General features: G+C 73.9%; 26 protein-coding genes. 12 read left to right on the forward strand and 14 right to left on the reverse strand.

What is annotated here, in order from left to right:
- Positions 1-58: 58 nt before the first annotated feature.
- A complete protein-coding gene (locus ACWDXC_RS27680) occupies positions 59-466 on the forward strand; it encodes a PaaI family thioesterase (protein WP_246644558.1) in 408 nt (135 codons plus the stop codon).
- Here the strand turns inward: ACWDXC_RS27680 and ACWDXC_RS27685 are convergent, their stop codons facing one another.
- Both ACWDXC_RS27685 and ACWDXC_RS27690 read right to left on the reverse strand, forming a co-directional pair.
- Positions 467-991, reverse strand: a complete 525-nt coding sequence (locus tag ACWDXC_RS27685) for a DinB family protein (RefSeq protein WP_219504235.1) — start codon at positions 989-991, stop codon at positions 467-469.
- On the reverse strand, positions 988-1,401 hold the full coding sequence (locus tag ACWDXC_RS27690; protein ID WP_449986528.1) for a MarR family winged helix-turn-helix transcriptional regulator: 414 nt from the start codon (positions 1,399-1,401) through the stop codon (positions 988-990). The genes ACWDXC_RS27685 and ACWDXC_RS27690 overlap by 4 nt, the downstream gene beginning before the upstream one ends.
- A 55-nt stretch (positions 1,402-1,456) precedes the next feature.
- Here ACWDXC_RS27690 and ACWDXC_RS27695 point away from each other — a divergent pair, with 55 nt between their 5' ends.
- Together ACWDXC_RS27695 and ACWDXC_RS27700 are read left to right on the forward strand one after the other, a co-directional pair.
- On the forward strand, positions 1,457-1,873 hold the full coding sequence (locus ACWDXC_RS27695) for a MarR family winged helix-turn-helix transcriptional regulator (RefSeq protein WP_219504231.1): 417 nt from the start codon (positions 1,457-1,459) through the stop codon (positions 1,871-1,873).
- Between the two features lie 31 nt (positions 1,874-1,904).
- Positions 1,905-2,054, forward strand: a complete 150-nt coding sequence (locus ACWDXC_RS27700) for a hypothetical protein (protein WP_449986529.1) — start codon at positions 1,905-1,907, stop codon at positions 2,052-2,054.
- Positions 2,055-2,093: 39 nt separating this feature from the next.
- On the opposite strand, the gene ACWDXC_RS27705 is transcribed toward ACWDXC_RS27700, so the two are convergent.
- Entirely contained in the window at positions 2,094-3,275 is a 1,182-nt protein-coding gene (locus ACWDXC_RS27705; protein ID WP_449986530.1) for a TerC family protein, read from the reverse strand.
- A 119-nt stretch (positions 3,276-3,394) separates the two neighbouring features.
- Here ACWDXC_RS27705 and ACWDXC_RS27710 point away from each other — a divergent pair, with 119 nt between their 5' ends.
- A complete protein-coding gene (locus ACWDXC_RS27710) occupies positions 3,395-4,549 on the forward strand; it encodes a sensor histidine kinase (protein WP_449986531.1) in 1,155 nt (384 codons plus the stop codon).
- The gene (locus tag ACWDXC_RS27715; RefSeq protein ID WP_364183128.1) at positions 4,537-5,178 is read left to right on the forward strand and encodes a response regulator transcription factor; all 642 of its coding nucleotides are present in this window, start codon (positions 4,537-4,539) and stop codon (positions 5,176-5,178) included. The genes ACWDXC_RS27710 and ACWDXC_RS27715 overlap by 13 nt, the downstream gene beginning before the upstream one ends.
- On the opposite strand, the gene ACWDXC_RS27720 is transcribed toward ACWDXC_RS27715, so the two are convergent.
- On the reverse strand, positions 5,179-5,610 hold the full coding sequence (locus ACWDXC_RS27720; RefSeq protein WP_219504222.1) for a VOC family protein: 432 nt from the start codon (positions 5,608-5,610) through the stop codon (positions 5,179-5,181).
- Positions 5,611-5,638: 28 nt separating this feature from the next.
- Between ACWDXC_RS27720 and ACWDXC_RS27725 the strand changes: the two genes are divergently transcribed.
- On the forward strand, positions 5,639-6,448 hold the full coding sequence (locus tag ACWDXC_RS27725) for an MBL fold metallo-hydrolase (RefSeq protein WP_219504220.1): 810 nt from the start codon (positions 5,639-5,641) through the stop codon (positions 6,446-6,448).
- Here the strand turns inward: ACWDXC_RS27725 and ACWDXC_RS27730 are convergent.
- A complete protein-coding gene (locus tag ACWDXC_RS27730; RefSeq protein ID WP_449986534.1) occupies positions 6,443-7,672 on the reverse strand; it encodes a sensor histidine kinase in 1,230 nt (409 codons plus the stop codon). The two genes, ACWDXC_RS27725 and ACWDXC_RS27730, sit on opposite strands and share 6 nt — an antisense overlap.
- Entirely contained in the window at positions 7,669-8,340 is a 672-nt protein-coding gene (locus ACWDXC_RS27735; RefSeq protein WP_364183136.1) for a response regulator transcription factor, read from the reverse strand. The genes ACWDXC_RS27730 and ACWDXC_RS27735 overlap by 4 nt, the downstream gene beginning before the upstream one ends.
- Before the next feature lie 125 nt (positions 8,341-8,465).
- Between ACWDXC_RS27735 and ACWDXC_RS27740 the strand changes: the two genes are divergently transcribed.
- Positions 8,466-8,828 (forward strand): hypothetical protein, encoded by a 363-nt coding sequence (locus ACWDXC_RS27740; RefSeq protein WP_449986536.1) that lies wholly within the window; start codon positions 8,466-8,468, stop codon positions 8,826-8,828.
- Positions 8,829-8,831: 3 nt separating this feature from the next.
- Here ACWDXC_RS27740 and ACWDXC_RS27745 read toward each other — a convergent pair whose 3' ends face one another.
- The 3 genes from ACWDXC_RS27745 to ACWDXC_RS27755 form a co-directional block, all read right to left on the reverse strand.
- The gene (locus ACWDXC_RS27745; protein ID WP_219504210.1) at positions 8,832-10,229 is read right to left on the reverse strand and encodes an LCP family protein; all 1,398 of its coding nucleotides are present in this window, start codon (positions 10,227-10,229) and stop codon (positions 8,832-8,834) included.
- Positions 10,230-10,386: 157 nt separating this feature from the next.
- The gene (locus ACWDXC_RS27750) at positions 10,387-11,052 is read right to left on the reverse strand and encodes a response regulator (RefSeq protein ID WP_449986538.1); all 666 of its coding nucleotides are present in this window, start codon (positions 11,050-11,052) and stop codon (positions 10,387-10,389) included.
- On the reverse strand, positions 11,049-12,200 hold the full coding sequence (locus ACWDXC_RS27755) for a sensor histidine kinase (protein ID WP_449986540.1): 1,152 nt from the start codon (positions 12,198-12,200) through the stop codon (positions 11,049-11,051). Before ACWDXC_RS27755 ends, ACWDXC_RS27750 begins: the two co-directional genes overlap by 4 nt.
- Before the next feature lie 188 nt (positions 12,201-12,388).
- On the opposite strand from ACWDXC_RS27755, the gene ACWDXC_RS27760 reads away from it, so the two are divergent.
- Both ACWDXC_RS27760 and ACWDXC_RS27765 read left to right on the forward strand, forming a co-directional pair.
- Entirely contained in the window at positions 12,389-12,757 is a 369-nt protein-coding gene (locus ACWDXC_RS27760) for a hypothetical protein (protein WP_449986542.1), read from the forward strand.
- Positions 12,754-14,211, forward strand: a complete 1,458-nt coding sequence (locus tag ACWDXC_RS27765; RefSeq protein WP_449986543.1) for a multicopper oxidase family protein — start codon at positions 12,754-12,756, stop codon at positions 14,209-14,211. The genes ACWDXC_RS27760 and ACWDXC_RS27765 overlap by 4 nt, the downstream gene beginning before the upstream one ends.
- A 1-nt stretch (position 14,212) precedes the next feature.
- On the opposite strand, the gene ACWDXC_RS27770 is transcribed toward ACWDXC_RS27765, so the two are convergent.
- Positions 14,213-14,689 (reverse strand): MSMEG_6728 family protein, encoded by a 477-nt coding sequence (locus ACWDXC_RS27770; RefSeq protein WP_449986545.1) that lies wholly within the window; start codon positions 14,687-14,689, stop codon positions 14,213-14,215.
- Between the two features lie 19 nt (positions 14,690-14,708).
- Positions 14,709-15,425: a MerR family transcriptional regulator gene (locus ACWDXC_RS27775; RefSeq protein ID WP_449986547.1), complete on the reverse strand. Its 717-nt coding sequence runs from the start codon at positions 15,423-15,425 to the stop codon at positions 14,709-14,711.
- A gap of 63 nt (positions 15,426-15,488) precedes the next feature.
- On the opposite strand from ACWDXC_RS27775, the gene ACWDXC_RS27780 reads away from it, so the two are divergent.
- Positions 15,489-15,950, forward strand: coding sequence for a DUF6194 family protein (locus ACWDXC_RS27780; protein ID WP_449986548.1), 462 nt, complete (start codon positions 15,489-15,491; stop codon positions 15,948-15,950).
- On the opposite strand, the gene ACWDXC_RS27785 is transcribed toward ACWDXC_RS27780, so the two are convergent.
- Positions 15,926-16,624 carry a phosphatase PAP2 family protein gene (locus tag ACWDXC_RS27785; protein ID WP_449986550.1) on the reverse strand — a complete coding sequence of 233 codons (699 nt, stop codon included), beginning with the start codon at positions 16,622-16,624 and terminating at the stop codon, positions 15,926-15,928. The genes ACWDXC_RS27780 and ACWDXC_RS27785 overlap by 25 nt on opposite strands.
- Before the next feature lie 47 nt (positions 16,625-16,671).
- Here ACWDXC_RS27785 and ACWDXC_RS27790 point away from each other — a divergent pair, with 47 nt between their 5' ends.
- Positions 16,672-18,846, forward strand: coding sequence for a polysaccharide lyase 8 family protein (locus ACWDXC_RS27790; RefSeq protein ID WP_449986551.1), 2,175 nt, complete (start codon positions 16,672-16,674; stop codon positions 18,844-18,846).
- On the opposite strand, the gene ACWDXC_RS27795 is transcribed toward ACWDXC_RS27790, so the two are convergent.
- Positions 18,761-19,507 carry a PIG-L family deacetylase gene (locus tag ACWDXC_RS27795; protein ID WP_449986552.1) on the reverse strand — a complete coding sequence of 249 codons (747 nt, stop codon included), beginning with the start codon at positions 19,505-19,507 and terminating at the stop codon, positions 18,761-18,763. The two genes, ACWDXC_RS27790 and ACWDXC_RS27795, sit on opposite strands and share 86 nt — an antisense overlap.
- Positions 19,508-19,618: 111 nt before the next feature.
- Here ACWDXC_RS27795 and ACWDXC_RS27800 point away from each other — a divergent pair, with 111 nt between their 5' ends.
- Complete coding sequence (locus ACWDXC_RS27800; RefSeq protein ID WP_449986554.1) at positions 19,619-21,931, forward strand: M20/M25/M40 family metallo-hydrolase; 2,313 nt, start codon at positions 19,619-19,621, stop codon at positions 21,929-21,931.
- Here ACWDXC_RS27800 and ACWDXC_RS27805 read toward each other — a convergent pair.
- Positions 21,909-23,114, reverse strand: coding sequence for a hypothetical protein (locus ACWDXC_RS27805; protein ID WP_449986556.1), 1,206 nt, complete (start codon positions 23,112-23,114; stop codon positions 21,909-21,911). The two genes, ACWDXC_RS27800 and ACWDXC_RS27805, sit on opposite strands and share 23 nt — an antisense overlap.
- Between the last annotated feature and the right edge of the window lie 2 nt (positions 23,115-23,116).

Genomic DNA, 23,116 nt, shown 5'->3' on the forward strand with positions numbered 1-23,116 from the left:
GCCCGGGCGGCGGGGGACTGTCGGTGGGGGGCTGTTCAATGGGGGGATGGAGAGAGGGATGTTCTGGGACGTCATGGCCGGCGCCGTGCCGCCGCCGCCGGCCGCGGAGGTCCTGGGCTGGGAGCTCGTCGGGGTGGACCCGGAGGCGGGCACGATCGAGGTGGCGTTCGCGGCGCGTGAGCAGTTCACCAACCCGGTCGGCGTGATCCAGGGCGGCTTCCTGGCGGCCATGCTGGACGACACGCTGGGCCCGGCGCTGGTCGCGACGTTGCCCGCGGGGCAGTTCGCGCCGACCCTGGAGCTTCATGTGCAGTTTCTGCGCCCGGCTCGCCCCGGCAGGCTGGTGGGGCGCGGCCGGGTGGTCAAGCGGGGCCGCGACATCGCCTTCCTGGCCGGGGAGCTGGTCGGCCCCGATGGCGAGCCGGTGGCGACGGCGACCGCGACGGCCCAGATCAGGAGCGTGTAGTCACTCGCCGGTCGCCCCGTCGATGCGCTCGCGGAGGATGTCCGCGTGGCCGTTGTGCCGCGCGTACTCCTCGATCATGTGCAGGAACACCCAGCGCAGGCTCATCTCCAGGTCACGGTGCTTGTGGTGGAAGGTCTCGTCCAGGCCGCGGCCTGCGGCGGCGGCGCGGGCCAGCTCGACCTCACGCAGGTACGTGGCGTAGTCGGCCTCGGCGTGGGCCGGGTCGGTGTCGTCGAAGTCGCCGTCGGGGTTGTCGTCCAGGTCGCAGTAGAGGAAGTCGAGCTGCTCGCCGCCGAGCCTGCGCCGGAACCAGGAGCGTTCGACCTCGGCCATGTGGCGCAGCAGGCCGAGCAGCGACATGGACGAGGGTTCGGCGCTGCGCCGGACGAGCTGTTCGGGGGTGAGTCCGGCGCATTTGAGCTGCAGGGTGTGCCGGTGGTGGTCGAGGAACGCCTCGAGGAGGACGCGCTCGTCGCCGAGGGGCGGGGGGTCGGATCGATCGGGCTGAGGTGCGGTCCAGTTCATCGCTCCATGGTGCCCTGATCCAGGTTGTGCGTCATTCGGCCGAGTGTGTCCATGAGTTTGGCGTACTCCTCGGGGGTGATGTCGCGGGTCATCCGGGCGCGGATGTCCTGGACGCGTTCGCCGATGGCGGCGTGCGCGGTGCGGCCTTCGGCGGTCAGGGTGTGCGTGCCGGTGGCGTCGCGGACGATCCAGCCTCGGGCGGTCAGCCGGGCGAGCACGCCGGGGGTGGTGTCGCCCGGCGCCCGGAACGGCCTGAGCGCCTGGTGGAGCTCGCCGGCGCTGGTGGGGCCGCGGCTGATGACGTTGAGCGCCTGCCACTGGCGGCGGTTCACCCCGGCCTCGGCGAAGGCGCGCTCGAAGGTGTCCTCGATCAGCTGGTCCAGCCGCTTGAGCCGGGATCCGATCATCATGGGAGGCTCCTTGTGCTAAGACATTTACTTGTCTCATGACATGTATCATGGTGGCATGGACGCTGTCGAACGGGTTGAGCAGGCCATGGTGACCATCCGGCGCAGGCAGAGGAGGCGGGCGCTGGCCCGGCTCGCCGGGGTGACGGGGCAGGCGTTCGACGTCCTCGACGCGATCGACGGCGCCGGGCCCGCCACCGTGAGCACCGTGGCTCAGGCGCTCGGCGTCGACCAGCCCCGGGCCAGCAAGCTCGTGGCCGCGGCGGTCGAGGCCGGCTGGGTGCGCCGCCGCGCCGACCAGGCCGACGGGCGCCGTTCGGTCCTCGTGCTCACCGACGCCGGGCAGGCCGCGGTCGAGGAGGCGCGCCGGTCACGCCAGGCGGTGTTCGCCGGCGCGATGGCGGGCTGGAGCGAGGCGGAGCGCACGGAGTTCGCCAGGCTGCTGACCAGGTTCGTCGACGGGTTGCCGGGCTGAAAGCCGGGTGTGGCGGGGCGCGCCCGCCCCGGTGTCCGGTGTCGTCTTCTACGCGGCGGTGCGCGTCGCGGGCCGCACGGCCAACACGCTGGTCGTCCTGGACGCCAGGGGCCGCCAGGTGCCGCGGCTCGCCGAGCCGGCCGCCGCCAAGGACCAGGCCCTCCTCCAGGTGGTCCGCTGAGCGATCGCCGTGAGGGGGTGAGCGACCGTCGTGAGGAGGTCAGCGGCCGGCGTGGGCGGCGTGGCGCTCGTGGGCGCGGCGGATCAGTGACATGAGCCGCTCGTCCTCGCGCAGCTTGGCGCGGAACTTCTCCGGGAGCCCGCGCAGCCGCTCCTCCTCGATGACGAGCCTGCGGTAGGTGGCGTCGCGCTCGGCGGGGTCGAGGTCGTCCTCCAGGTAGGCGGTGGCGCAGCGCCGGGCGCAGGAGGCGATGTTCTGGGCGCGTCCCCGGGTGCTGAGCAGCGAGGCGGCGATCGTGACGATGAGGACGCCGATGATCACCGACAGGGACAGGCCGGTGCTGATCTCGGTGACGGGCACGGGCTCGCCGTCGTTGATGAACGGCACGTTGTTCTCGTGCAGCGCGTGCAGGACGAGCTTGACGCCGATGAACGCCAGCACCGCCGCCAGGCCGAAGGACAGGTAGATGAGCCGGTCCAGCAGCTCGTCGATGAGGAAGTAGAGCTGGCGCAGCCCCAGCAGCGAGAACGCGGTGGCGGTGAAGACCAGGTAGACGTTCTGGGTGAGGCCGAAGATCGCCGGGATGGAGTCGAGCGCGAACAGCAGGTCCGTGCCCGCGATCGCGATCATGACGAGCAGCATGGGCGTCAGCACGCGGTGGCCGTCGACGACCGTGGTGAGCCGGTCGCCGTCGTAGTGCTCGGAGGTGCGGAAGAGCCTGCGGGCCAGCCGGGTCATCAGGTTGTCCGGCGAGTGGCTTTCCTGGCTCTCCGGCTTGAGCAGGTTGCCCGCGGTGATGAGCAGGATGAGGCCGAACAGGTAGAACGCCCACGCGAACGTGTTGATGAGCGCCGCGCCCAGGAAGATGAACCCGGTGCGCGCCACCAGCGCGAACGTGATGCCGAACAGCAGCACCTTCTGCTGGTCGGCGCGCGGCACCCGGAAGCCCGACATGATGACGAGGAAGACGAACAGGTTGTCGACCGAGAGCGCCTTCTCCGTCACGTACCCGGCGAAGTACTCGGCTCCCATGTCGGCGCCGCCGAACAGCCACACCCCGACGCCGAACAGCAGCGCGACGCCCACGTAGGCCGCCGACCACACCGCGGCCTCGCGCAACGTCGGGGTGTGCGCCTTGCGTACGTGGAAGAAGAAGTCGAACAGCAGCAGGCCGACGATCCCGAGGACCGTCAGCCACCACACCAGGGACGGCACGTCCACCCGTGACCTCCATCGCGTCGCCGATCAGTGAGCAGTACCCCGGCGGGCAGACCTCAAGCGATCGAACGGTAGACCTAGGACTACTGCCCTGACCTGCGGCTCCTCGATACGGTCCAAGGGTGTTGACGAGGACCGCGCTGGAGGCGCTCAGCAGGAGGCCGGTGGCTTTCCTGACGTCGGCGTGGCCGTGGCGGTCGCTGGCGTACCTGGTGGCCGGGCAACTGCCCGGCGTGATCGTGCTGTTCGCCGGGATCACGGGTGACGTGCTGCCGGTCGAGGTGCGGCTGGTCGGCGCGGTGGTGCTCCTGGTGGCCGCGCTGCCGCTGGTGGGATGGCTGGAGCGGCGGCGGCTGCGGCTGGTGGACGGCAGGGCGCTGGGGCCGGTGGCGCGCGGGCGGGAGCTCGGGCTGGCCGTGTTCGTGGTGCTGGCCCTGTGGTGGATCGACCTGCTGATGATCCTGCTGACGGCGGTCGGGCCGGTGCTGCTGATCCTGACGCCGCTGGTCCAGCCGCTGGTGGCGCCCGGGGTGGGGGCGGCCGCGAGCGTGGCTGGGGTGGCGCTGGTCCCGGTGGCGGCGTACGTGGTGACCGCGTGGGCCGGCGGGCGGGGCGCGATGGCGCGGGCGATGCTGGCGCCGTACGACACCGAGCTCGCCGAGGTGCTGCGCTCGCGCGCCCGGCTGGTCGACGCGTTCGAGCTGGAGCGGCGGCGGATCGAGCGTGACCTGCACGACGGCGCGCAGCAGCGGCTGGTGGCGCTGTCGATGAGCCTGGGCATGGCCCGGCTCGACCTGCCGGAAGACTCTCCGGTGGGCAGGCTGGTGGGGCTGGCGCAGGACGAGGCGAAGCGGGCGCTGGCCGAGCTGCGCGAGCTGATCCGGGGCGTGCATCCGGAGGTGCTGACCGGGCGCGGGCTGGCGGCCGCGGTGCACGACGTGGCCGGCCGGTCGCCGGTGCCGGTCGAGGTGGCGATCGAGCTGCCCCGCAGGCCGGCGGAGGCGGTCGAGGTGACGGCCTACTACGTGATCAGCGAGGCGCTGGCCAACGTCGCCAAGCACAGCGGCGCGTCCCGGGCCCGCGTCACCGGGCACGTCCATGACGGCACGCTGGTCGTCGAGGTGCACGACGACGGGCGCGGCGGGGCCGACCCGGCCCGTGGGAGCGGCCTCACGGGGCTGGCCGACCGGCTGGCCGTCGTCGACGGGAAACTGTCCTTGCGAAGTCCGGCCGGTGGGCCGACCCTGCTCAGAGTGGAGATCCCGTGCGCGTGGTGATCGCCGAAGACGCCGTCCTGCTGCGTGAGGGCCTGGCCGGGCTGCTGCAACGCTTCGGGCACGAGGTGGTCGCGTCGGTGGGCGACGCCGACGCGCTGGTGGCGGCCGCGCGCGAGCTGCGGCCCGACGCGGTGGTGACGGACGTGCGGATGCCGCCTGGGTTCGCCGACGAGGGGCTGCGCGCGGCGCTGGTGCTGCGGGCGGAGCGCCCCGAGCTGGCGGTGCTCGTACTCAGCCAGTACGTCGAGCAGACCTACGCGGCCGAGCTGCTCGACTCCGGGGGCGGGGCGGGCATCGGCTACCTGCTGAAGGACCGGGTGGGGGAGGTGCGCGAGTTCGTCGACGCGCTGGTCAGGGTGGCCGGGGGCGCGACGGTCGTCGACCCCGAGGTGGTGCGGCAGTTGCTGCGGCGGCGGCGTGACCCGCTGGAGCGGCTGACGCCCCGGGAGCTGGAGGTGCTGGCGCTGATCGCGGAGGGGCGGGCCAACGCCTCGATCGCCCGCGAGCTGGTCGTCACGGAGGCGGCGGTGGCCAAGCACATCGCCAACATCTTCAGCAAGCTCGACCTGCCTCCCGCCGCCGACGGGCACCGCCGGGTCCTGGCGGTGCTGGCCTACCTCCGGGCGTGATCAGGCCAGGCAGAGCTCGTTGCCCTCGGGGTCGGCGATGGTGACCCACCAGGTGGGGCCCTGGCGGCCCTTGTGAAGCACGGTGGCCCCGTGGGCGACCAGCCGCTCGACCTCGGCGTCGATGTTGTCGGCGCCCACCCGGACGTCCAGGTGCACCCGGTTCTTGACCGTCTTGGCCTCGGGCACGAGCTGGAACAGCACGCGCGGGGCCCGCTCCAGCCCGCCGGGGTGGCGGATGGCGGCGCCGTCCTTCCACACCAGGTTGCCGCGGTGGAACATGGTGTCGTCCTCCGTCGCGTGGCCCTTCTCGATCAGGCTGCGGATGAACGCCTCGTCCTGCCGCTCCACCTGCCAGCCGAGCGCCTCCGCCCACCAGTCGGCCAGCGGGTGCGGGGCCTGGGAGTCGATGACGATCTGGATATCGAATGCCATGTCCTGATCCTAAGTAGGGTCGTGGGCCATGACGGCACTTGAGCAGTGGACAGAGGTCGGCGACCGGGTCTATGTCCGGCGGCACGCGTCGTACGACCTGAACGTGGGGCTGGTCGTCGGGGACGGGCACTGCATGGTGTTCGACACCCGCATGTCGCATCGGGAGGCCGCCGATCTGATCGAGGCCATCAGGCGGATCACCACCAGCCCGTGGACGGTCGTGAACAGCCACGCGCATTTCGACCACTATTTCGGCAACGCCCTGTTCCAGCCCGCGGAGATCTGGGGGCATGTCAGGTGCGCGGAGGAGATCGAGCGGGACGGCCGGGAGCAGCGGGCCAAGGTCGCCGGATTCGTCCCCGAGGAGCGGCGTGCCGAGGTGGAGGAGGTGGAGATCGTGCCGCCGGATCACACGTTCACCTCGACGGCGACGCTCGACATCGGCGGCCGGATGGTCCATCTGCGGCATTTCGGGCTGGGCCACAGCTCGAACGACATCGTCGCGCACGTGCCCGACGCGGGCGTGGTGTTCGCCGGTGACCTGGTGGAGGAGGGCGCGCCGCCCGCGTTCGGCGACTCGTACCCGCTCGACTGGCCCGACACGACCGCGCGCATGCTGGAGGAGACGCGCGAGCTCGTGTACGTGCCGGGCCACGGCGCGGTCGTGGACCGCGACTTCGTGGTGAGGCAGCACGCCGAGCTGACGGCGGTGGCGGAGCTGGCCAGGCAGGCCCACGTGGAGGGGCTGCGCGACCTCGTCCACCGGTTCCCGTACGACGAGCAGGTGACCCGGCAGGTGATCGAGCGGGCCTTCCTGCAGCTCGACCAGACGCTATGAGCGCGGCGGCCGGGGGAAGCGGGCGGTGAGCCCGTCGTCCCCGGCCGTGAGGGTGCCGCCGTGCAGGGTGGCGATGTCGCGGGCGATGGCCAGGCCCAGGCCGGCGCCGCCCGCGTCCCTGGCCCGCGCCTCGTCCAGCCGGGTGAACCTGTCGAACACCGCCTCCCGGTGCTCGGCGGGGATGCCGGGACCGTCGTCGCGCACCTGGAGCACGGCCCGGCCGCCGTCGGCGCGGACGCTGACCCGGACGCGGGAGCCGGCGTGCCGGGCGGCGTTGTCGACGAGGTTGGTGACCAGCCGGGCGAGGTGACCGGCAGAGCCGCTGATCACCACGTCGGGCTCGATCTCCAGGTCGAGCTCGACGCCGGGGCGGCGCCGGACGCGCAGCGCCTCCTCCACGGCCACCTGGCCGAGGTCGACGTCGGCGGCGGGCAGCGGTTCCCCGGCGTCGAGCCGGGCGAGCAGCAGCAGGTCGGCGGCCAGGGCCTGGATGCGGTCGACGTCGGCCAGGGCCTCGGCGGTCAGCTCGCTGGGCTCGGCGAGCTCCAGCCGGGCGCGCAGGGTGGCGATCGGGCTGCGCAGCTCGTGCGCCGCGTCGGCGACGAACCGCTTGTGCGTCTCGACGGACGTCTCCAGCCGGTCGAGGGTCCCGTTCACGGTGACCGCCAGCGCGGCGACCTCGTCGCGCGAGCGCGGGACCGGCACCCGTTCGTACAGGTCGCGGGCGGTGATGTGGGCGAGCTTGGCGCGGATCGCCGCCACCGGGCGCAGCACCCGGCCGACCGCGAACCACGTCATCCCGGCGACCACGGCCAGCAGCGCGGGCAGGCCGGGCAGCAGCACGCCGTTGAGCGTCGCCAGCGCCTGCTCGGCCCCTTCCAGCGAGGCCCTGCCCCACACGGTGGTGTCGCCGTCGGCGGTCGGCACCTGGAGCCGGGCGATCGCGTACTCGCCGGCGGGCGCCCACGTGCCGAGTAAGTCCTCGCCGCCGACCCACACGTCGGGGTCGACCACCGTCAGCGGCTCGGCCGGGAGGGCGGGCACGGCCTCGACGGCCAGCGCGGGGGCGACGGCGGCCGCCTTCCTGGCCGCCTCCACGCCGGCGCTGCCCTCCAGGCTGCCGCGCAGCACCGCCACCAGCGCGATCGCGGCGGTGCCCAGCGCCAGCGCGACGATCAGGGTCGCCGCCGCCGTGGCGCGCACCCGCACGGACGACAGGTTCACTCCGCCTCCAGCCGGTAGCCGGCGCCGCGCACCGTGACCAGGGTGGACCGGCCGAACGGCTGGTCGATCTTGCGGCGCAGCGCGCTGATGTACACCTCGACGATGTTCGGGTCGCCGTCGTAGGAGAAGTCCCACGCCTGGGCGAGCAGCTCGCTCTTGGACACCACCTCACCGGCCCGCCTGGCCAGCCCGTGCAGCACCGCGAACTCCTTGGGCGTCAGCGCGATCTCCGCCGCGCCGCGGCGGCAGCGCAGCCCGGCGGGGTCGACGACCAGGTCGCCCACGGTGAGCGACACGGGCCGCTCCCGGCCGCCGCGCCGCACCAGCGCGCGCAGCCTGGCCAGCAGCACCACGTAGGAGAACGGCTTGGACAGGTAGTCGTCGGCGCCGTTGTCGAGCGCCTCGGCCTCGTCGTGGACGCCGTCCTTGGCGGTGAGCATCATGATCGGGGTCCAGTCGCCGGCCTCGCGCAGCCGCGAGCAGAGCGCGTAGCCGTTGAGCCGGGGCAGCATCACGTCCAGCACGATCACGTCGTAGGCGTTCTCCGTGGCCATCCACAGCCCGTCGCGCCCGTCGTGGGCCACGTCGACCGCGAACCCCTCGCCGGTCAGCCCGTTCCTGACCAGCTCGGCCAGCCGCCGCTCGTCCTCCACCAGTAGCACCCGCACACCGGCCAGCGTGCCGCATCGCGCCTAAAGCCAACCTGAAGATCACTTAGGGCGCGTTCAGGGCCGCTTCAGGTACGGCCCGCCAGCCTGAACTCCGCAACGTCCCATCCACAGAGGAGAAGCACATGATCAGACGACGGTTCGCGGTGCTCGGCGCGGTCGCGGTGCTGGCACTGGCCGGGCTGGGCGGCTCCGCCCTGGCCGCCGACGACGTGCCCCACCAGGTCACCTGCACCACGCCCGACGGCAAGACGGTCGAGCTGGAGGTCGCCAAGGCCGTCCCCGCGATCCCCGCCGAGCCCGCCGGGCAGGACTGGGTCAAGGCGGACGAACCCGGCGCGGTCCCGACGGACGTGCTCGACGCGGAGGCGGCGACCGAGGTGGAGTTCGCCCCCGCCCGGCCCGCAACCGAGGCCGGCACCGAGGCCGACGCGGGCCCCACCAAGGTCGTGCAGCTGGAGACGATCTCCTGCGTGCGCAAGCAGTAAGGGTCAGCCGGCGCAGGTGTCGTGCGTGGCGTCGAACCCCTTGATCGCCTCGCCGTCGGCCGGGTCGAGCGGCTTGAGCCCGCGCCAGTCGTCGCCCAGGATCAGCACCAGCCGCGCCGTCCGGGCCGCCGGCACCAGCCTCGGCCTGCTCCTCGGCAGGTCCTTGGCCAGTGTCGGCACCCGCGCCTCGCCGTTGGGCCCGTAAAGGATCATCGACTTCCGGTACGGCTTCCGTACGGTGTCGGCGATCTTGACGATGTGATAGCCGCGCTGTTCGAGCACGGCTGCCACCTGGGCCCCGAGACCGGTGCGGTAGGTGCCGTTGCGCAGCTCCACGGCGACCTTCGACCTCGGCATCTTGGCTTGGCCACCCTGGACGCCGGTGAGCTCGGCGTCCTTGGCCACGATGCGGAAGAGCTGGTTCGCCTGGGGCTGCACCCATTCGACCCGGCCCGGCTGGCTGACCGAGTAGTGCCACGGCGTGGTGATGAACCGGATCTTCCCGGCGGTGAGCCCGCGCAGGCTCTCCGCCAGGTCCTTCATCACGCCGGGCGTCAGGCCGGGGTCGGTGGTGACGGCCTTCGTGCCGGCGTCGAGGAAGCCGAACAGCCGGACCGGGTCGGTGAGCGTCTCGCCGCTCATCACCTTCTTCGCCATCGAGGCGATGAACATCTGCTGCCGCTGGATCCGGCCGATGTCGGAGCCGTCGCCGAAGCTGTAGCGGGCCCGGACGTAGCCGAGCGCCTGCTCGCCGCCGAGCGTCTGGCGGCCCGCGGGCAGGTGGAGCATGGCCTTGTCGTCGTCGACCCGCTCCGGCAGGCACACCTCGACGCCGCCGACGGCGTCGACCATGTCCTTGAACCCGCTGAAGTCGACCTTGACGAAGTGGTCGATGTGGATGCCGGTGAGCGACTCGATCGTCTTCCAGGTGCAGCCGATGCCGCCCGAGTTGAACGATTCGTTGATCATGCCGACGTGGGGCTGCTGGCCGGGCAGCCCGCCCTTGGCGCGGCAGGCGGGAAGCTGGACCATCGAGTCGCGCGGGAAGCTGATCACCATCGCGTTCTCGCGGTCGGACGACAGGTGGGCGAGCATGATCGTGTCGGTGCGCTCGCCGGTGATGCGGCGGCCGTAGCGGGCGTTGCGGCCGTCACGCTGGTCGGAGCCGACGATCAGCACGTTGAGCGCGCTCGCGGCGACCTTGGCCGGGCGGGCGGTGCCGAGGTCGCCGGCCACGTCGGTGTGCTCCACGTTGCCGGTCAGCCGCACGGCGACGGCGACCGCCGCCCCGGTCACGAGCAGCACGAGCGCCGTCACGGCCACGATCACCCGGCGCAGCCAGCGCCGTCGTGGCCGGGTGGTGGACGGGGTCGGCGGTGCGTCGACTAGCCCGCTGCTCACGTGACTCCCAGGCGTTCGGGGCCGCGGGCAGGAGCGCCCTAGGCTCGTAAACGGGTTCCGGCCGGTGCGAGTGTAGTTCAGCGAGGCCGCCGGGCACGGGGGATCGGCGCAGATCAGCCGGGGTCGATCCGGCAGCGGAGCCCGCGGTGGGACGCGGTCAGGTGACCGCGGAGCGCGGGGTCACCAGCCCCGACTCGTAGGCGAAGACGACGAGCTGCGCCCGGTCCCTGGCGCCCAGCTTGGTCATGGCCCGGCTGACGTGGGTCTTGGCGGTCATCGGGCTGATCACCATCTCGGCGGCGATCTCGTCGTTGGACAGGCCGCGCGCCACCAGCGCCGTCACCTCCCGCTCCCGGTTGGTCAGCGTGTCGAGGCCGACGGGCTCCGGCTCGGGCCGGTTGGCCATGAACGCGCCGATCAGGCGGCGGGTGATCGACGGCGACAGCAGCGCGTCGCCCCTGGCCGCGACCCGGACGCCCTGGAGCAGGTCATCGGGCTCGGTGTCCTTGACCAGGAACCCGGCGGCCCCGGCCCGCAGCGCGTCGTAGACGTACTCGTCGACGCCGTAGTTGGTGAGGATCACCACGTGCACGCCGGACAGCCGCTCGTCGGCGGCGATGCGGCGGGTGGCCTCGATGCCGTCCATCACCGGCATCTGCACGTCGATCAGCGCCACGTCGGGCCGGTGCTCCAGGGCGAGGGCGACGGCCTGCTCGCCGTGCACCGCCTCGGCGACGACCTCGATGTCGTCCTCCGCCTCCAGCAGGGCGCGGAAGCCGCCCCGGATGAGCGCCTGGTCGTCGACGATGAGGACCCGGATCATGACGCCCGCTCCAGCTCCCGGGCGAGCGGCAGCTCGGCCCGCACGGTGAACCCGCCCTCGGGGCGGGGAGCGGCGTGCAGGCTGCCGCCGAGCGCGGTGACGCGCTCGCGCATGCCGGTCAGCCCGTTGCCCGGGACGGGCGCCCGGTCCGGATCGGCGCAGCCGTCGTCGTCGACCTGGACGATCAGCGCACCCGGCCGGTAGTCGACCCGGACCAGCGCGGCGGCCCGGCCGGCGTGCCTGGACACGTTGGTCAGCGCCTCCTGGACGATCCGGTAGGCGGCCCGGTCGACGTCGGGCGGCAGCTCGCGCCGCTCGCCGGTGAGCGTCACCGTGGCGGTCAGGCCGGTGCGGCGGGCCCGCTCGACCAGGTCGTCGAGCAGGTCGAGGCCGCTGCCGGCCGGCTCGACGCCGGACTCGCGCAGCACGTCGAGCGTCGCCCGCAACTCGCGGATCGCGTCACCGCTGGCCTCCTGGATGGCCAGCAGCGCGGCGGGCACCTCGTCGCCGCGCTTGCGCGCCAGGTGGATGGCCACCCCGGCCTGGACCTTGATGACCGAGATGCTGTGGGTGAGCGAGTCGTGCAGCTCCCTGGCGATGCGCAGCCGCTCCTCGCCCGCGCGGCGGCGGGCCACCTCCTCGCGGGTGCGCTCGGCCTCGGCCGCCCGCTGCTCGGCCTGCTCCAGGAACGCCTGCCGGTGCTTGCTCACGGTCGCCGCCACGCCCGCCGCGACGAACCAGCCGACCAGCAGCGAGGTGTCCTGCATGATCTCCTGATCGGGCTTTCCGGTGTCGCCGGCCAGACCGGCGGCCAGCGCCCCGGCCAGGAACACCGCGCTCACCGCGATGCCCGTCACCCGGTGGCCTGACCGGATCGTGGCGAACAGGCACAGCAGCACCGGGAACGCGGTCGGCGGCGTGGGCTGCGCCTGCGTCGCGTAGAGCAGCATGCCGCAGGCGGAGACGAGGAGCGCGGGCAGCGGCGCCCACCGCCAGGCGACCAGGGCGAGCGAGCCGGCCACGACGGCGGCCTGGCCGAGCGGCCCGGTGTCGGTGCCCGGCAGCACGACGGCCAGCAGGACGGCGGCGACGGCCACCGCCAGCGTCACGTCGGCGGCGCCCGGGCGCCGGCCGTGCTCGAACTTCATTCGAGCAGCGTAGAACCCGCCCCGCGCCGCCGTCATCGGACCCAGGTTTGACCTCCCGCTACTCCCCGCGTGGTAGCGGGCCCCGCCGCGCTTCTCCCCCCGCCGTAGCGCGCAATGCCATCCCACGCAGGACGACCGGGACGGGCCGCGGAGGCCACGATGTGGCCCAGCCGTCGAAAGGAAACGCGATGAGATTCCTCCCTGTCCTGCGGGTCGTGGTGGTCCTGCACGTGCTCGCCATGCTGGCCCAGGCGGTGACCGCCGGGCTGCTGCTGTCGTCGCCGGACGGGCGGCAGATGCACATGCTGTCCGGTGGCGTGCTGCTGGTCCTCGGGCTGGCGCACCTGGTGGCGGCGATCCTGGTGTGGCGTCCGGGAGGCGGCCCCGCCATGTTCGTCGCGCCGGCGGTCGGCCTGCTGGTGTTCACCGGCGTGGCCGCGGCCCTGGGCGTCATGGGGCTCAAGGTGCTGCACCTGCCGCTCGGCGTGCTCCTGTTCGGCGGGACGGTCATGCAGCTCAGCCGGGTGCTGCCGAGCCGCTCCCCGGTGCCGGCATGACGCTGTCGAGACGGCGGGCGCTTCAGCTGTTCGGGCTGGGCGCCGTCGCCGCCGCGCTGCCGGGCTGCTCGCTGCTCGAAGGCACGCCGCAGCCCCAGCTCCTGACCAGCACCGCGCCGCTGCCCAAGCCGTACGCGGTGCCGCTGCCGGTGCCGGAGATCGCCAAGCCGTCCCGCACGACCGCCGGCGTCGACTACTACGACCTGACGCCGCGCGCGGCCGACGTGGAGATCCTGCCGGGCATGAAGACCCGCATCTGGGGCTACGGCGGCAGCTTCCCCGGCCCCACGATCGAGGCGCGGGCCGGTCGCAGGACCGTGGTGCGCCTGGCCAACGAGCTGGACGTGCCGACCGTCATGCACCTGCACGGCGGGCACACGCCGCCGGAGTCCGACGGCTACCCGACGGACCTGGTGCAGCCCGCCCAGCGGCGCGACTACGACTTCCCGCTCGACCAGCGGGCCGCCACGCTCTGGTATCACGACCACCGCATGGACTACACGGGCCCGCAGGTGTGGCGCGGCCTCGCCGGGTTCTTCCTGGTGCGGGACGCCGAGGAGGAGGCGCTGCCGCTGCCTTCCGGGGAGCGCGACCTGCCGCTGATGATCTGCGACCGGTCCTTCTCCGAGGACGGCCAGATGCCCTACCCCGGCCACGGCGACAAGCCGGGCGCGCTGGAGCCGTACATGGGCGGCGTGCTCGGCGACGTCATCCTGGTCAACGGCGCGCCCTGGCCGGAGCTGCGCGTGGCCCGGGCCCGCTACAGGTTCCGGCTGCTCAACGCCTCCAACGCGCGCACGTACGAGCTGTCCACGGGCGGCCCGATCGTGCGGATCGGCAGCGACGGCGGGCTGCTGACCGGGCCCGTCACCGTGCGGCAGGTGCGGCTGGCCCCGGCCGAGCGGGTGGACGTGGTCGTCGACTTCGCCGCGCACAAGGTCGGTGACCGGGTCGAGCTGCGCAACCTGGCCGGGGAGGGGCCGCAGGCCAGGGTGATGAGGTTCGTGGTGGACCGGGACGTCCGCGACGACTCGGCGGTGCCCGCCAAGCTGTCCACGGTCGAGCGGCTGGACCCGGCGAAGGCCACGGTGACCAGGGACTTCGAGTTCAGCAGCGGCAGCATGCACGGCGGCACCGGCTGGCTGATCAACGGCAAGCCGTTCGACCCGAAGCGGATGGACGCCAGGCCGAAGCTGGGCGACACCGAGATCTGGCGGCTGTCCAGCGACGTCGCCCATCCGGTGCACCTGCACCTGTCGCACTTCCAGGTGCTGTCGGTGAACGGGGAGCGCCCGGCGGGGCCGCCGGAGTGGAAGGACACGGTGGAGCTGCGCGACGCCCAGACGGTGGAGATCGTCACGCGGTTCACCGGCTACAAGGGGCGCTACGTCTTCCACTGCCACAACCTGGAGCACGAGGACATGGCGATGATGGCCAACTTCGAGGTCGTGTGAGTCACAGGCAGGCGGGCGGCCGGTCGGAGGGCGGCCACACGTAGCCGAGGTCGTCCGGGTCGGCGCCGAAGAGCGGCCGGTAGAAGCCGGGGTCCTTGCGCAGCAGCGCCGAGCGGTGGCTGAGGTGCAGCTCGGGGTCGCCCAGCCACGGCGGCAGCTCGCCGGCCAGCGCCAGCTCCGGCTGGCTGCGCACGTCGCGGGCGCCGCAGGTGTCGGCCAGCTCGCGCGTCATCGTGGCGGCGCAGGTGTCGGCGCGGCCGGTGGAGCACCAGTGGCCGCACACCTCCAGGCCGTAGCGGACCAGGGCCTCCTCGTAGCCGGCCCACATCTTCACCGCCGGGTGGTGGCGCCAGCCGTAGCCGGGGACGGTGAGCGCGCGCAGGATCTGCAGCGCCTCGACCCGCTGCTTGCCCAGGCGCAGCGGGTCGAGCACCCGGGCGGTGCGGGTGAAGTCGGGAAAGGGCAGGAACGTCTGCACACTGTGTGTGCTTCCCCGATCACGGCTCGGGCATGTGGGCGTCGAGGACGGCGGCGAGCGCGGCCGCGCCGCCGAGCAGCGCCCGTGACCTGGCCTCGACGGCGGCCTCCCGGGCGGCGAGCGCGGCGGAGACGTCGTCCCAGCGCCTGGCCCGACGCAGCTCGGGCATGAGGTCCCTGAGCTGGGCGATGCGGTAGCCGGCCAGCCGGAGCTGGTGGACGATCCGGGCGTCGCGCACCTGGTCCGGGGTGTAGCGCCGGGGCCCGCGCGGCTGGTCGCGGTCGGGGATCACCAGGCCCTCGGCGTCCCAGTGGCGCAGCGTCGACGGGCGCACGCCGAGCGCGGCGGCCAGCTCGGAGACGGTCATCGCGTCGGACGGGCGCACCTCCGCGATCGGCTCGCCGGAGATCGCCCGCGCGGCCGCCTGCGCCCGCCGCAGGTCCGCGCGTTCGGCGTCGAGCCGGGCGTGCGCCGCGTCGAGCAGGGCGAGCACGCCGGGCTCCGGATGGCGGTGGGCGGCGCGCATGATCTTCTTGGCCTCGACCGGCCCCACGCCCGCCGCGAGCGCCCGATAGGCCAGCGCGGAACGCACGTGGACCTCCCCGTAGACGCGATGGCCGGTGCCGGTGCGCGCCGCCGGGGGCAGCACGCCGTCACGCTCCAGGTTGCGCACCTGCTGCACGGAGTAGCCCGCCCGCCGCCCCACGTCGACCGTACGCAAATGGAGACCTGGCACCCTGAATCCCCTTGTCGTCTGCTCGAAAGCCTCCACAAGGACTTCAATGTAACGCTGGAACACATGGAGAAAGACGAGATCATCGCATTCGTGTCGGACCTGGAGGGCGTCCTGGCCCTCATACCGAAGCCCGGCGACGGCACGCCGGAGCTCGCCTGGGGCGACGCGTTCTTCTACTACTCGCCCGACGGCGTCGTCCCGACCAACATCCAGCCCTTCGCGACCGTCGTGACCAAGAACTACCCGGACGACGAGGCGTCGCGCCTGGACCGGCCAGGGGCCTACCGGGTGAACGTCGCCGCCGGGAAGGACGCGTTCGTCGAGTGGACCGGTCACACGCCCCGCGAGCCCGCCACCACCGATCCGAGCGTCGCCGACACCGTGATCGCGCACCCCGTCTACGGCACGCAGGGCTGGCTGGCCGTGGTCAACCCGGGCCCGCGCACCGAGACGGCGCTGCGCGGTCTGCTGCGGAAGGCGTACGAGCTCGCCAGGGCGCGTTACGAGCGCCGCGCCGAGGACTGATCGGCGGCCGGGCGGCCCGCCGAGGGCGGGGACGCGCCGGATCGCCGCCACCTCTCGAACCCGGCCACGGTGGCGGCGATCACGGCCACCCCCAGCATCACGCCCGCGACGACGTCGCTGACGTAGTGCACGCCCAGCGCCACCCGCGTGCACGCCACCGTCACCACCAGGAACCAGGCGAGCGCCCAGGCCGCCGCCCGGTGCCGGAGCAGCGGCAGCACGGTCAGCAGGATGATCCCGGCGCCGAGCGTGGCGTTGAGCGCGTGCCCCGACGGGAACGAGTCGCCGTCGGCCAGGGCCACCGGATCGGGCAGGTCGGGCCGCGCCCGGTCCACGACGACCTTGATCAGGGCGCCGAGCAGCCCGCCGACGGCCATCGTGGTCACGGCCCACAGCGCGAGCAGCCGCGCCCCGCGCCGCACCAGCCAGATCGCCAGCACCGCGACCGCCACCCGCCACGACATCGGCCCGAACGCGTCCGTCCACACGATGAGCGCGGTGGTCACGTCCGGGTTGGCCAGCGCGTACGCGTGCAGTTGCCGCGCCACCCCCTCGTCCAGGTCGTTGAGCGGCATCCTGGCCACCACGAGCAGCAGCATGAACGGGACCATGACGACCGCCACCGTGACCGAGGCGATCGTCAGCCGCACCCCCAGCCCCATCTCGTCCCGCATGTCCCGCGGCTACCCGATCGCGGGGAGATCAGTCCGATAATGCGATCGTGCCGGAACTGTCCAGGCGGTCGTTCCTCCAGCTCGCCGCCGCCGGCCCGCTGATCCCCGCGGGCGACCCCTTCGAGGCGCTGCGCCGCCGCTGGCGCGAGGTGACGCTCGCCGGGCTGCCCGGCCGCGCGCCCGGCGCGGCGGCCGCGCACGCCCGCACGATGGCCCCCGCCCCCGGCCACCTCTGGCCCGGCCTGCCCTACCCCTCGCTCAAGGCCACGCCCGCCCGCCTGCTGGCGCTGGCCCGCGCGCACGCCCTGACCGGCGACCCGGAACCGGCCGCCGCCGTCGCCACCGGCATCGCCCACTACTGCCGCCACGTCTACGCGGCGGGCGCCGACCCCGGCGGCAACTGGTGGGACTGGCAGATCGGCGTCCCGGTCAAGCTCCTCGACGCCGCGCTCCTCACCGGCCTGCGGGACGACGCCCTCACCGCCGCCGTGGACCACTTCGTCCCGGTCAGCCTCCTGGCCGACTACAGCGGCACCAGCACCGGGGCCAACCGGGTGGACCTGTGCACGGTGACGCTCCTGCGCGCGATCCTCACCGCCGACCCCGCCAGGGCCCACCTCGCCACCCGGGCGCTGTCACCCGTCTTCCGGTACGTGACCGAAGGCGACGGGTTCTACCGGGACGGCTCGTTCATCCAGCACACGACCGTCCCCTACCAGGGCGGCTACGGGGCGGTCCTGCTGGAGGGACTGGCGACCCTGTTCGCGGTGCTGCGCGGCTCGCCGTGGGAGATCACCGATCCGGGCAGGCAGGTCGTGTTCGACAGCGTGGAGCGCTCGTTCGCGCCGTTCGTGCGCGACGGCGTCTGCATGCCGCTGGTCAGCGGGCGCGGCATCACCCGGGGGCCGGACGGCGACCAGGTCCGGGGGCTGCGGCTGGCCTCGGCGATCCTGCTGCTGGCCGAGTCGGCCCGGCCCGCCGAGCGGTCCCGCTGGCGGGCCGTGGTCAAGGGCTGGGCGGTACGCAACCCGTACCTGCTGAACGACGCCCGCGTGGGCCGGGTCGTGGCCGACGGCGGGGTGGCGGCGGCGGCCGAGCCGGTCGGGCACCGGCTGCTGCCGATGAGCGCCCGCGCCGTGCACCGCAGGCCCGGCTGGTGCGCGGCCCTCAGCATGGCCTCGCACCGGATCGCCCACTACGAGCACGGCAACGGCGAGAACCGGCGCGGCTGGCACACCGGCTCCGGGATGCTCTACTGGTGGGGCGAGGGGCACCGGGACCAGTACTCGGGCACGTTCTGGCAGAGCGTCGACCCCTACCGGCTGCCGGGCACGACGGTCTCGTCCCGGCGGCTGCCCGACGGCGCGGGCGGGGCGTGGGGCGAGCCGTGCCCGCAGGCGCGCTGGGTCGGCGGCGCGACGGACGGCGTGCACGCCACGGTCGGGCAGCACCTGCTCGGGCTGGAGAGCACGCTCGACGCGTTCAAGTCGTGGTTCTTCCTGGACGACGCCGTGCTGTGCCTGGGAGCCGGGATCACCTGCTTCGACGGGGCGGTGGTCGAGACCGTCGTGGACAACCGGCGCACCGGCGCCCGGCTCGCCACCGGCGACGGGTGGGCGCACCTCGACGGGCACGGGGGCTACGTGGTGACCGGCGCGCGCACCCGGCGGGCCGGCGGGCACGTGGTCCTCTGGCTGGACCACGGGCTCAACCCGGTCGGCGCCGGGTACGTCTACCAGCTCCTGCCGAACGCCTCCGAGGAGGAGACCCGGGCGCGGGCGGCCGATCCCGGCTGGGCGCGGGTGCTCGCCAACACCGCTCGCCAGCAGGGCGTGCACGTGCCGTCGCTGGGGCTGACCGCGGTCAACTTCTGGACCGGGGGCACGGCGGGGCCGCTCACCGCCTCGGCGCCGTGCGCGGTCCTGGTCCGGGAGCCGGGCGACGGCACGGCCACGGTGACCGTGTCGGACCCGCGCCGCGACCTCGACGAGCTGACCGTGACGTGGGACCGGCCGGTCAGCGCGGTGATCAGGGCGGACCGGCCGCCGGTCCGGGTCGCCGTCGGGGCGCGGGCCGTGCTCACGTTCGGCGGGCTGGCGGGCCGGGGCGGCGCGTCGGAGAGCGTCACCCTGCGGCTCACCCCAGGACGGGCTGACCGCTCGCCAGGCGATACCACTCGTTCTGGAGCATCTGGTCGCGGGCCTGCTCGGGGAGCGAGATGAGCATCGTCAGCGACGCGCCCCGCCTGACCTCCGACTCGTGCGCGTGCATGGCCGCCCACTTGCGCTCCGCCCACGCGCCCACGTCCAGCCGCACCGAGACGTCCTCGTCCGGGACGCCCGGCAGCACGTGGCCCGGCTCCGGCGGCGCGCCGAACACCGCCTCCCACTGCGCCGCCACCACCGACCTGGGGATCGTCGCCAGGTAGAGCGCCCGGGGCCGCCACGGCTCGCCCGCCTCGGGGAAGAGCTGGTCGTAGCCGGCCGCCTCGACCGCCGCCAGCGTCACCCGGTGCGCGTGCACGTGATCCGGATGCCCGTAGGACCCGTACCCGTCATAGGTGAGCACCACGTCGGGCCGGAACTCCCTGATGTGGGCGACCAGCCGCCCCACGGCCTCGTCGAGCGGCACGTCCACGAAGCGCGGCGCGCCGGGCGCGGCGCCGGCGTCGCGGGCGTCGCCGTAGCCGAGCAGCCGGGGCTCGCCCGCGCCGAGGATCTCCAGCGACCGCTCCAGCTCACCGGCCCGGACCGTGCCCGGCGCGCCCGTGCACGTCACGACCGCCGTGCGGGCTCCTTCGGCGGCGAACCTGGCCAGCGTCCCGCCGGTCCAGATCGCCTCGTCGTCCGGATGCGCGTGCACGCCCAACACCGCGAACCCCATCTGGGCACCTTCCTGTCGGTTCTCGTGTCCACGACCTGTGGAAAACCACAGGCGAGAACGGCCGCAAACATCATTCCGGACATCCCGCCGCCGACCGTAGCGTTCCCGGCCATGACCGAGAAGTTGTTCGACGTCCCGCGCCGCGTCCCGGCGGCGGTGACGGCCCTGCTGGTGCTGGCCGCTGTGGTCGTGCTGACCGCGCTGGCCAACAGCACGATGCAGCCGCTGCCCGCCTCGGCCCCGGCCGGGGAGTTCAGCGCCGGGCGGGCGATGCGGCACCTGGAGCGCTTCGCCACCGAGCCGCGCCCGATCGGCAGCCCGGCCGGTGCGCGGGCCCGGGACTACCTGGTGAAGGAGCTGCGCGCCGCCGGGCTCGACGTGCGGGTGCAGCGGGCGGTGGGCGCCAACCCCTCGACGGGGCTGGCGTCGTTCGGGCAGGTCCACAACATCGTGGCCACCCGGCCCGGCGGCGACCCGACCGGCACCGTGGTGATCGCCGCGCACTACGACTCGGCGGCGATGGGGCCGGGCGCCTCCGACGACGCGGCGGCCGTGGCGGCGATGCTGGAGACCGTGCGCGCGCTGGGCGACGCCGAGCTCCGCAACGACCTGGTGTTCCTGATGACCGACGGCGAGGAGGACGGCGTGCTCGGCGCCGAGGCGTTCGTCAGGGAGCACCCGCTCGGCCGCGCCGGAGGCGTGCTGCTGAACTGGGAGGCACGCGGGGTCAGCGGACCGTCGCTGATGTTCGAGACGTCGCGGGACAACGCCGGGCTGGTCGAGACGTTCGCCGACGCGGTGCCGCACCCGCGCGGCGACTCGATGATGGTGGAGCTGTACCGGTTGCTGCCGAACAACACCGACTTCACCCCGATGACCGAGGCCGGGTTCTCCGGCATGAACTTCGCCTACATCCAGGACTCCTCGCGCTATCACACGGCCGACGACTCCCTCGCCTTCCTGAACCGGGGCAGCCTCCAGCACCACGGCACGAACATGCTGGCGCTGGCCCGCGCCCTCGGCGGCGCCGACCTGCCCGCGCTCGCGGCCGGGCACGACGTCACGTACTTCCGGTTCTTCGGCTTCCTGATCACCTATCCGAACGCGCTGGTCTGGCCGCTGGCCGGGCTCGCCGTCGCGGCGGTGGCCGCCCTGGCGCTGCTCGCCCGGCGCAGGGGGCTGGCGAGTCTGCCGCGCACGGCCGCCGGCGCGCTGTCGGGGGTCGTCCCGGTCGCGCTGTCGGCGGTCCTGGCGCAGGGGCTGTGGGAGGTGCTGGTGGCCGTGCGGTCCGACTACTACGGGATGGGCGGGCTGCTGCACCGGCCGGAGGCGTTCCGCGCGGCCGTCGCCGTGCTGGTCGCGCTGGCCGTGCTGGGCTGGTACCTGGCGCTGCGGCGCAGGGTCGGGCCCGCCGCGCTGGCGATCGGCGCGCTGGCCTGGCCCGCGCTGGTGGGGGCGGTGTGCGCGCAGATCGCGCCGGGGGCGTCGTTCATGTTCGCGCTGCCCGCGCTCGCCGCCGCGCTGGGCGGGCTGGGCGCGCTGCTGCTGCGCGGCGCCGTCTGGCGGGTCGCGGCGATCACGGCGGGCGCGGTCGTGGCCGCCGCCCTGCTGCCCGCCCTCGCCCTGACCGCCTTCGACGGCATGGGGCTCGCGCTCGGCGGGGTGAGCGCCGTGACGCTGGCGCTCTTCGGCCTGACGGCGCTGCCGCTGGTGGAGCTGTGGCTGCCGGAGCCGGGGGCCCGGCTGGGCCGGCCGGTGGCGGTGGGCGTGCCCGCCGTGGCCGCCGGGCTGGCGGTGGCGCTGGTCGCGGGCGGGCTCGCCGTCGACGACTTCGACGCGGCCAACCCACGCCGCACCCATCTGGCGTACGTGATGGACGCCGAGACCCGGGTCGCCGGCTGGGTCAGCGGCGACCTCGACCCGCCGGCCTGGACCAGGCGGTACGTGTCGGGCCGCGACACCGCCTTCCTGCCGCCCGGCTACGCCAGGGGCGAGCTGTGGACGGGCCGCGCCCCGGCCGTCGACGCCCGGGGGCCGAGGGTCACCGTGCTCTCGCGTGAGGGCGACACGTACCGGCTGAAGGTCGTCGCCGGGAAGGGGGCGCGCTCGGTCACGCTCCGCACCGAGCGGCCGATCACCGAGGCGGGCGCCGGGGTCGCCGGGGCGCGGCCGGTCACCGTGCCCGTGACCGGGACGCGGGCGAAGACCTGGCCCGGCGAGGTCCGCTTCCGCGGCCTGCCCGAGAGCGGCGCGGAGATCACGCTGCGCGTGCCGGGCGCGGAGGCCGGGTTCCGGCTGACGGCGATCTCCGAGACGGACGGGCTGTCGTCGGTGCCCGGGTTCGCGCCCCGGCCGCCGGGGCTGATCCCCGCCACCAGGGAGGACGGCGGCATCGTCGCGATCACCCGGACGTACCGGCTCTGACCGCCAGCCGCTCCCTGACGGCCAGGGCGACGGCCAGCGCCGTCGGGCCGAGCAGCAGCGCCGCGCACAGTAGCGCGTACCAGAACCGGAGGCTGAGCGGCCCGGCGGCCAGCCCGCCGGCCGCCCACACCAGCACGGCCACCACGACCGGCAGCACGAACACGGCGAACCAGGCCAGCACCCCGGCGAGCCCGGCCAGCCACACCCACCGGAACCAGCGCCCCGCCCGCATGTCGGCGGGCGCGGCCCGGACCAGCTCGGCGGCCTGGGCCGGGGTCAGGCGGCCGAACGCGCGCCGCAGCAGCAGCGTCTTGACCCGCCACAGGTCACGGCAGCCGAGCGCGTTGACCAGCACCGCGTACAGATCGGTCCGCAGGAAGATCATGCACTGCCACAGCATGCCCGCCAGCTTCAGGAACACCCACACGGCGAGCGTCGCGTCCACCGCCGGGGGCGCCGCCCACACCCCCTCGTGGATCAGCAGGCGGGCGCCCAGCAGCACGCTGAGCAGGACGACGTCCACCGCCATCCCGCCGAGCAGCGGCCCGTAACGCCGGCGGCGCGGCACCGTCCACACCTGGGTGAGGTCGGTCTCGAAGACCAGCAGCATGAACCGCCGGTCCACGCCGAAGCGGGAGCGGACGCCGATCGCCCGCGCGGCCAGCCAGTGCCCGCACTCGTGCAGCGCGGTGGAGACCATGACGAACGGCATCAGCAGCAGCGCGCTCAGCCCCACGTCGTCCAGCAGGAACGCGTCCTGTGCCGGGCTCGGCAGCAGCGACGGCCTGGCCACGAAAACGGCCACGCAGCACAGCGCCAGCAGGCCGTAGAGGGTCCAGGCCACCGGCCCGAAGAACGGCCGCGCCGCCTGGCTGCTCACCCCGGCGAGCCAGCGCCGCGTCTGGATGGGCGCGGTGCGCACGGCCTCGCGCTCCTCGCCCGGCCGGTCGTCGACGAAGCCGAGCTCGGCGAGCGTCGCCACGAACGCCGGCATGTCGACCGGCTCCCCGGCGAACGCCTCCGCCTCGGCCCCGGCCTCCTCCGCGCTCGCGCCGCGCTGCAGCGCCGCGATCACCACCCCGCCCACGGCGGGCATCGTCACGAACGTGCCGGTGCCGGGGTCGCCGACCAGGACCTCGTCACCCTCCTCGACCAGCGTGAGCGGGCGCAGCCTGACGTCCACGC

This window comes from Nonomuraea sp. NPDC003214 (genome assembly GCF_053590035.1).

What these genes read in the sequence shown, in the direction of transcription:
- ACWDXC_RS27765 (WP_449986543.1), top strand. Translation starts at nt 12,754, where the DNA reads ATGACGCTGTCGAGACGGCGGGCGCTTCAGCTGTTCGGGCTGGGCGCC.
- ACWDXC_RS27720 (WP_219504222.1), bottom strand. Translation starts at nt 5,610, where the DNA reads ATGGCATTCGATATCCAGATCGTCATCGACTCCCAGGCCCCGCACCCG.
- ACWDXC_RS27750 (WP_449986538.1), bottom strand. Translation starts at nt 11,052, where the DNA reads ATGATCCGGGTCCTCATCGTCGACGACCAGGCGCTCATCCGGGGCGGC.
- ACWDXC_RS27725 (WP_219504220.1), top strand. Translation starts at nt 5,639, where the DNA reads ATGACGGCACTTGAGCAGTGGACAGAGGTCGGCGACCGGGTCTATGTC.
- ACWDXC_RS27755 (WP_449986540.1), bottom strand. Translation starts at nt 12,200, where the DNA reads ATGAAGTTCGAGCACGGCCGGCGCCCGGGCGCCGCCGACGTGACGCTG.
- ACWDXC_RS27690 (WP_449986528.1), bottom strand. Translation starts at nt 1,401, where the DNA reads ATGATGATCGGATCCCGGCTCAAGCGGCTGGACCAGCTGATCGAGGAC.
- ACWDXC_RS27785 (WP_449986550.1), bottom strand. Translation starts at nt 16,624, where the DNA reads ATGCGGGACGAGATGGGGCTGGGGGTGCGGCTGACGATCGCCTCGGTC.
- ACWDXC_RS27685 (WP_219504235.1), bottom strand. Translation starts at nt 991, where the DNA reads ATGAACTGGACCGCACCTCAGCCCGATCGATCCGACCCCCCGCCCCTC.
- ACWDXC_RS27740 (WP_449986536.1), top strand. Translation starts at nt 8,466, where the DNA reads ATGATCAGACGACGGTTCGCGGTGCTCGGCGCGGTCGCGGTGCTGGCA.
- ACWDXC_RS27695 (WP_219504231.1), top strand. Translation starts at nt 1,457, where the DNA reads ATGGACGCTGTCGAACGGGTTGAGCAGGCCATGGTGACCATCCGGCGC.
- ACWDXC_RS27795 (WP_449986552.1), bottom strand. Translation starts at nt 19,507, where the DNA reads ATGGGGTTCGCGGTGTTGGGCGTGCACGCGCATCCGGACGACGAGGCG.
- ACWDXC_RS27680 (WP_246644558.1), top strand. Translation starts at nt 59, where the DNA reads ATGTTCTGGGACGTCATGGCCGGCGCCGTGCCGCCGCCGCCGGCCGCG.
- ACWDXC_RS27800 (WP_449986554.1), top strand. Translation starts at nt 19,619, where the DNA reads ATGACCGAGAAGTTGTTCGACGTCCCGCGCCGCGTCCCGGCGGCGGTG.
- ACWDXC_RS27760 (WP_449986542.1), top strand. Translation starts at nt 12,389, where the DNA reads ATGAGATTCCTCCCTGTCCTGCGGGTCGTGGTGGTCCTGCACGTGCTC.
- ACWDXC_RS27780 (WP_449986548.1), top strand. Translation starts at nt 15,489, where the DNA reads ATGGAGAAAGACGAGATCATCGCATTCGTGTCGGACCTGGAGGGCGTC.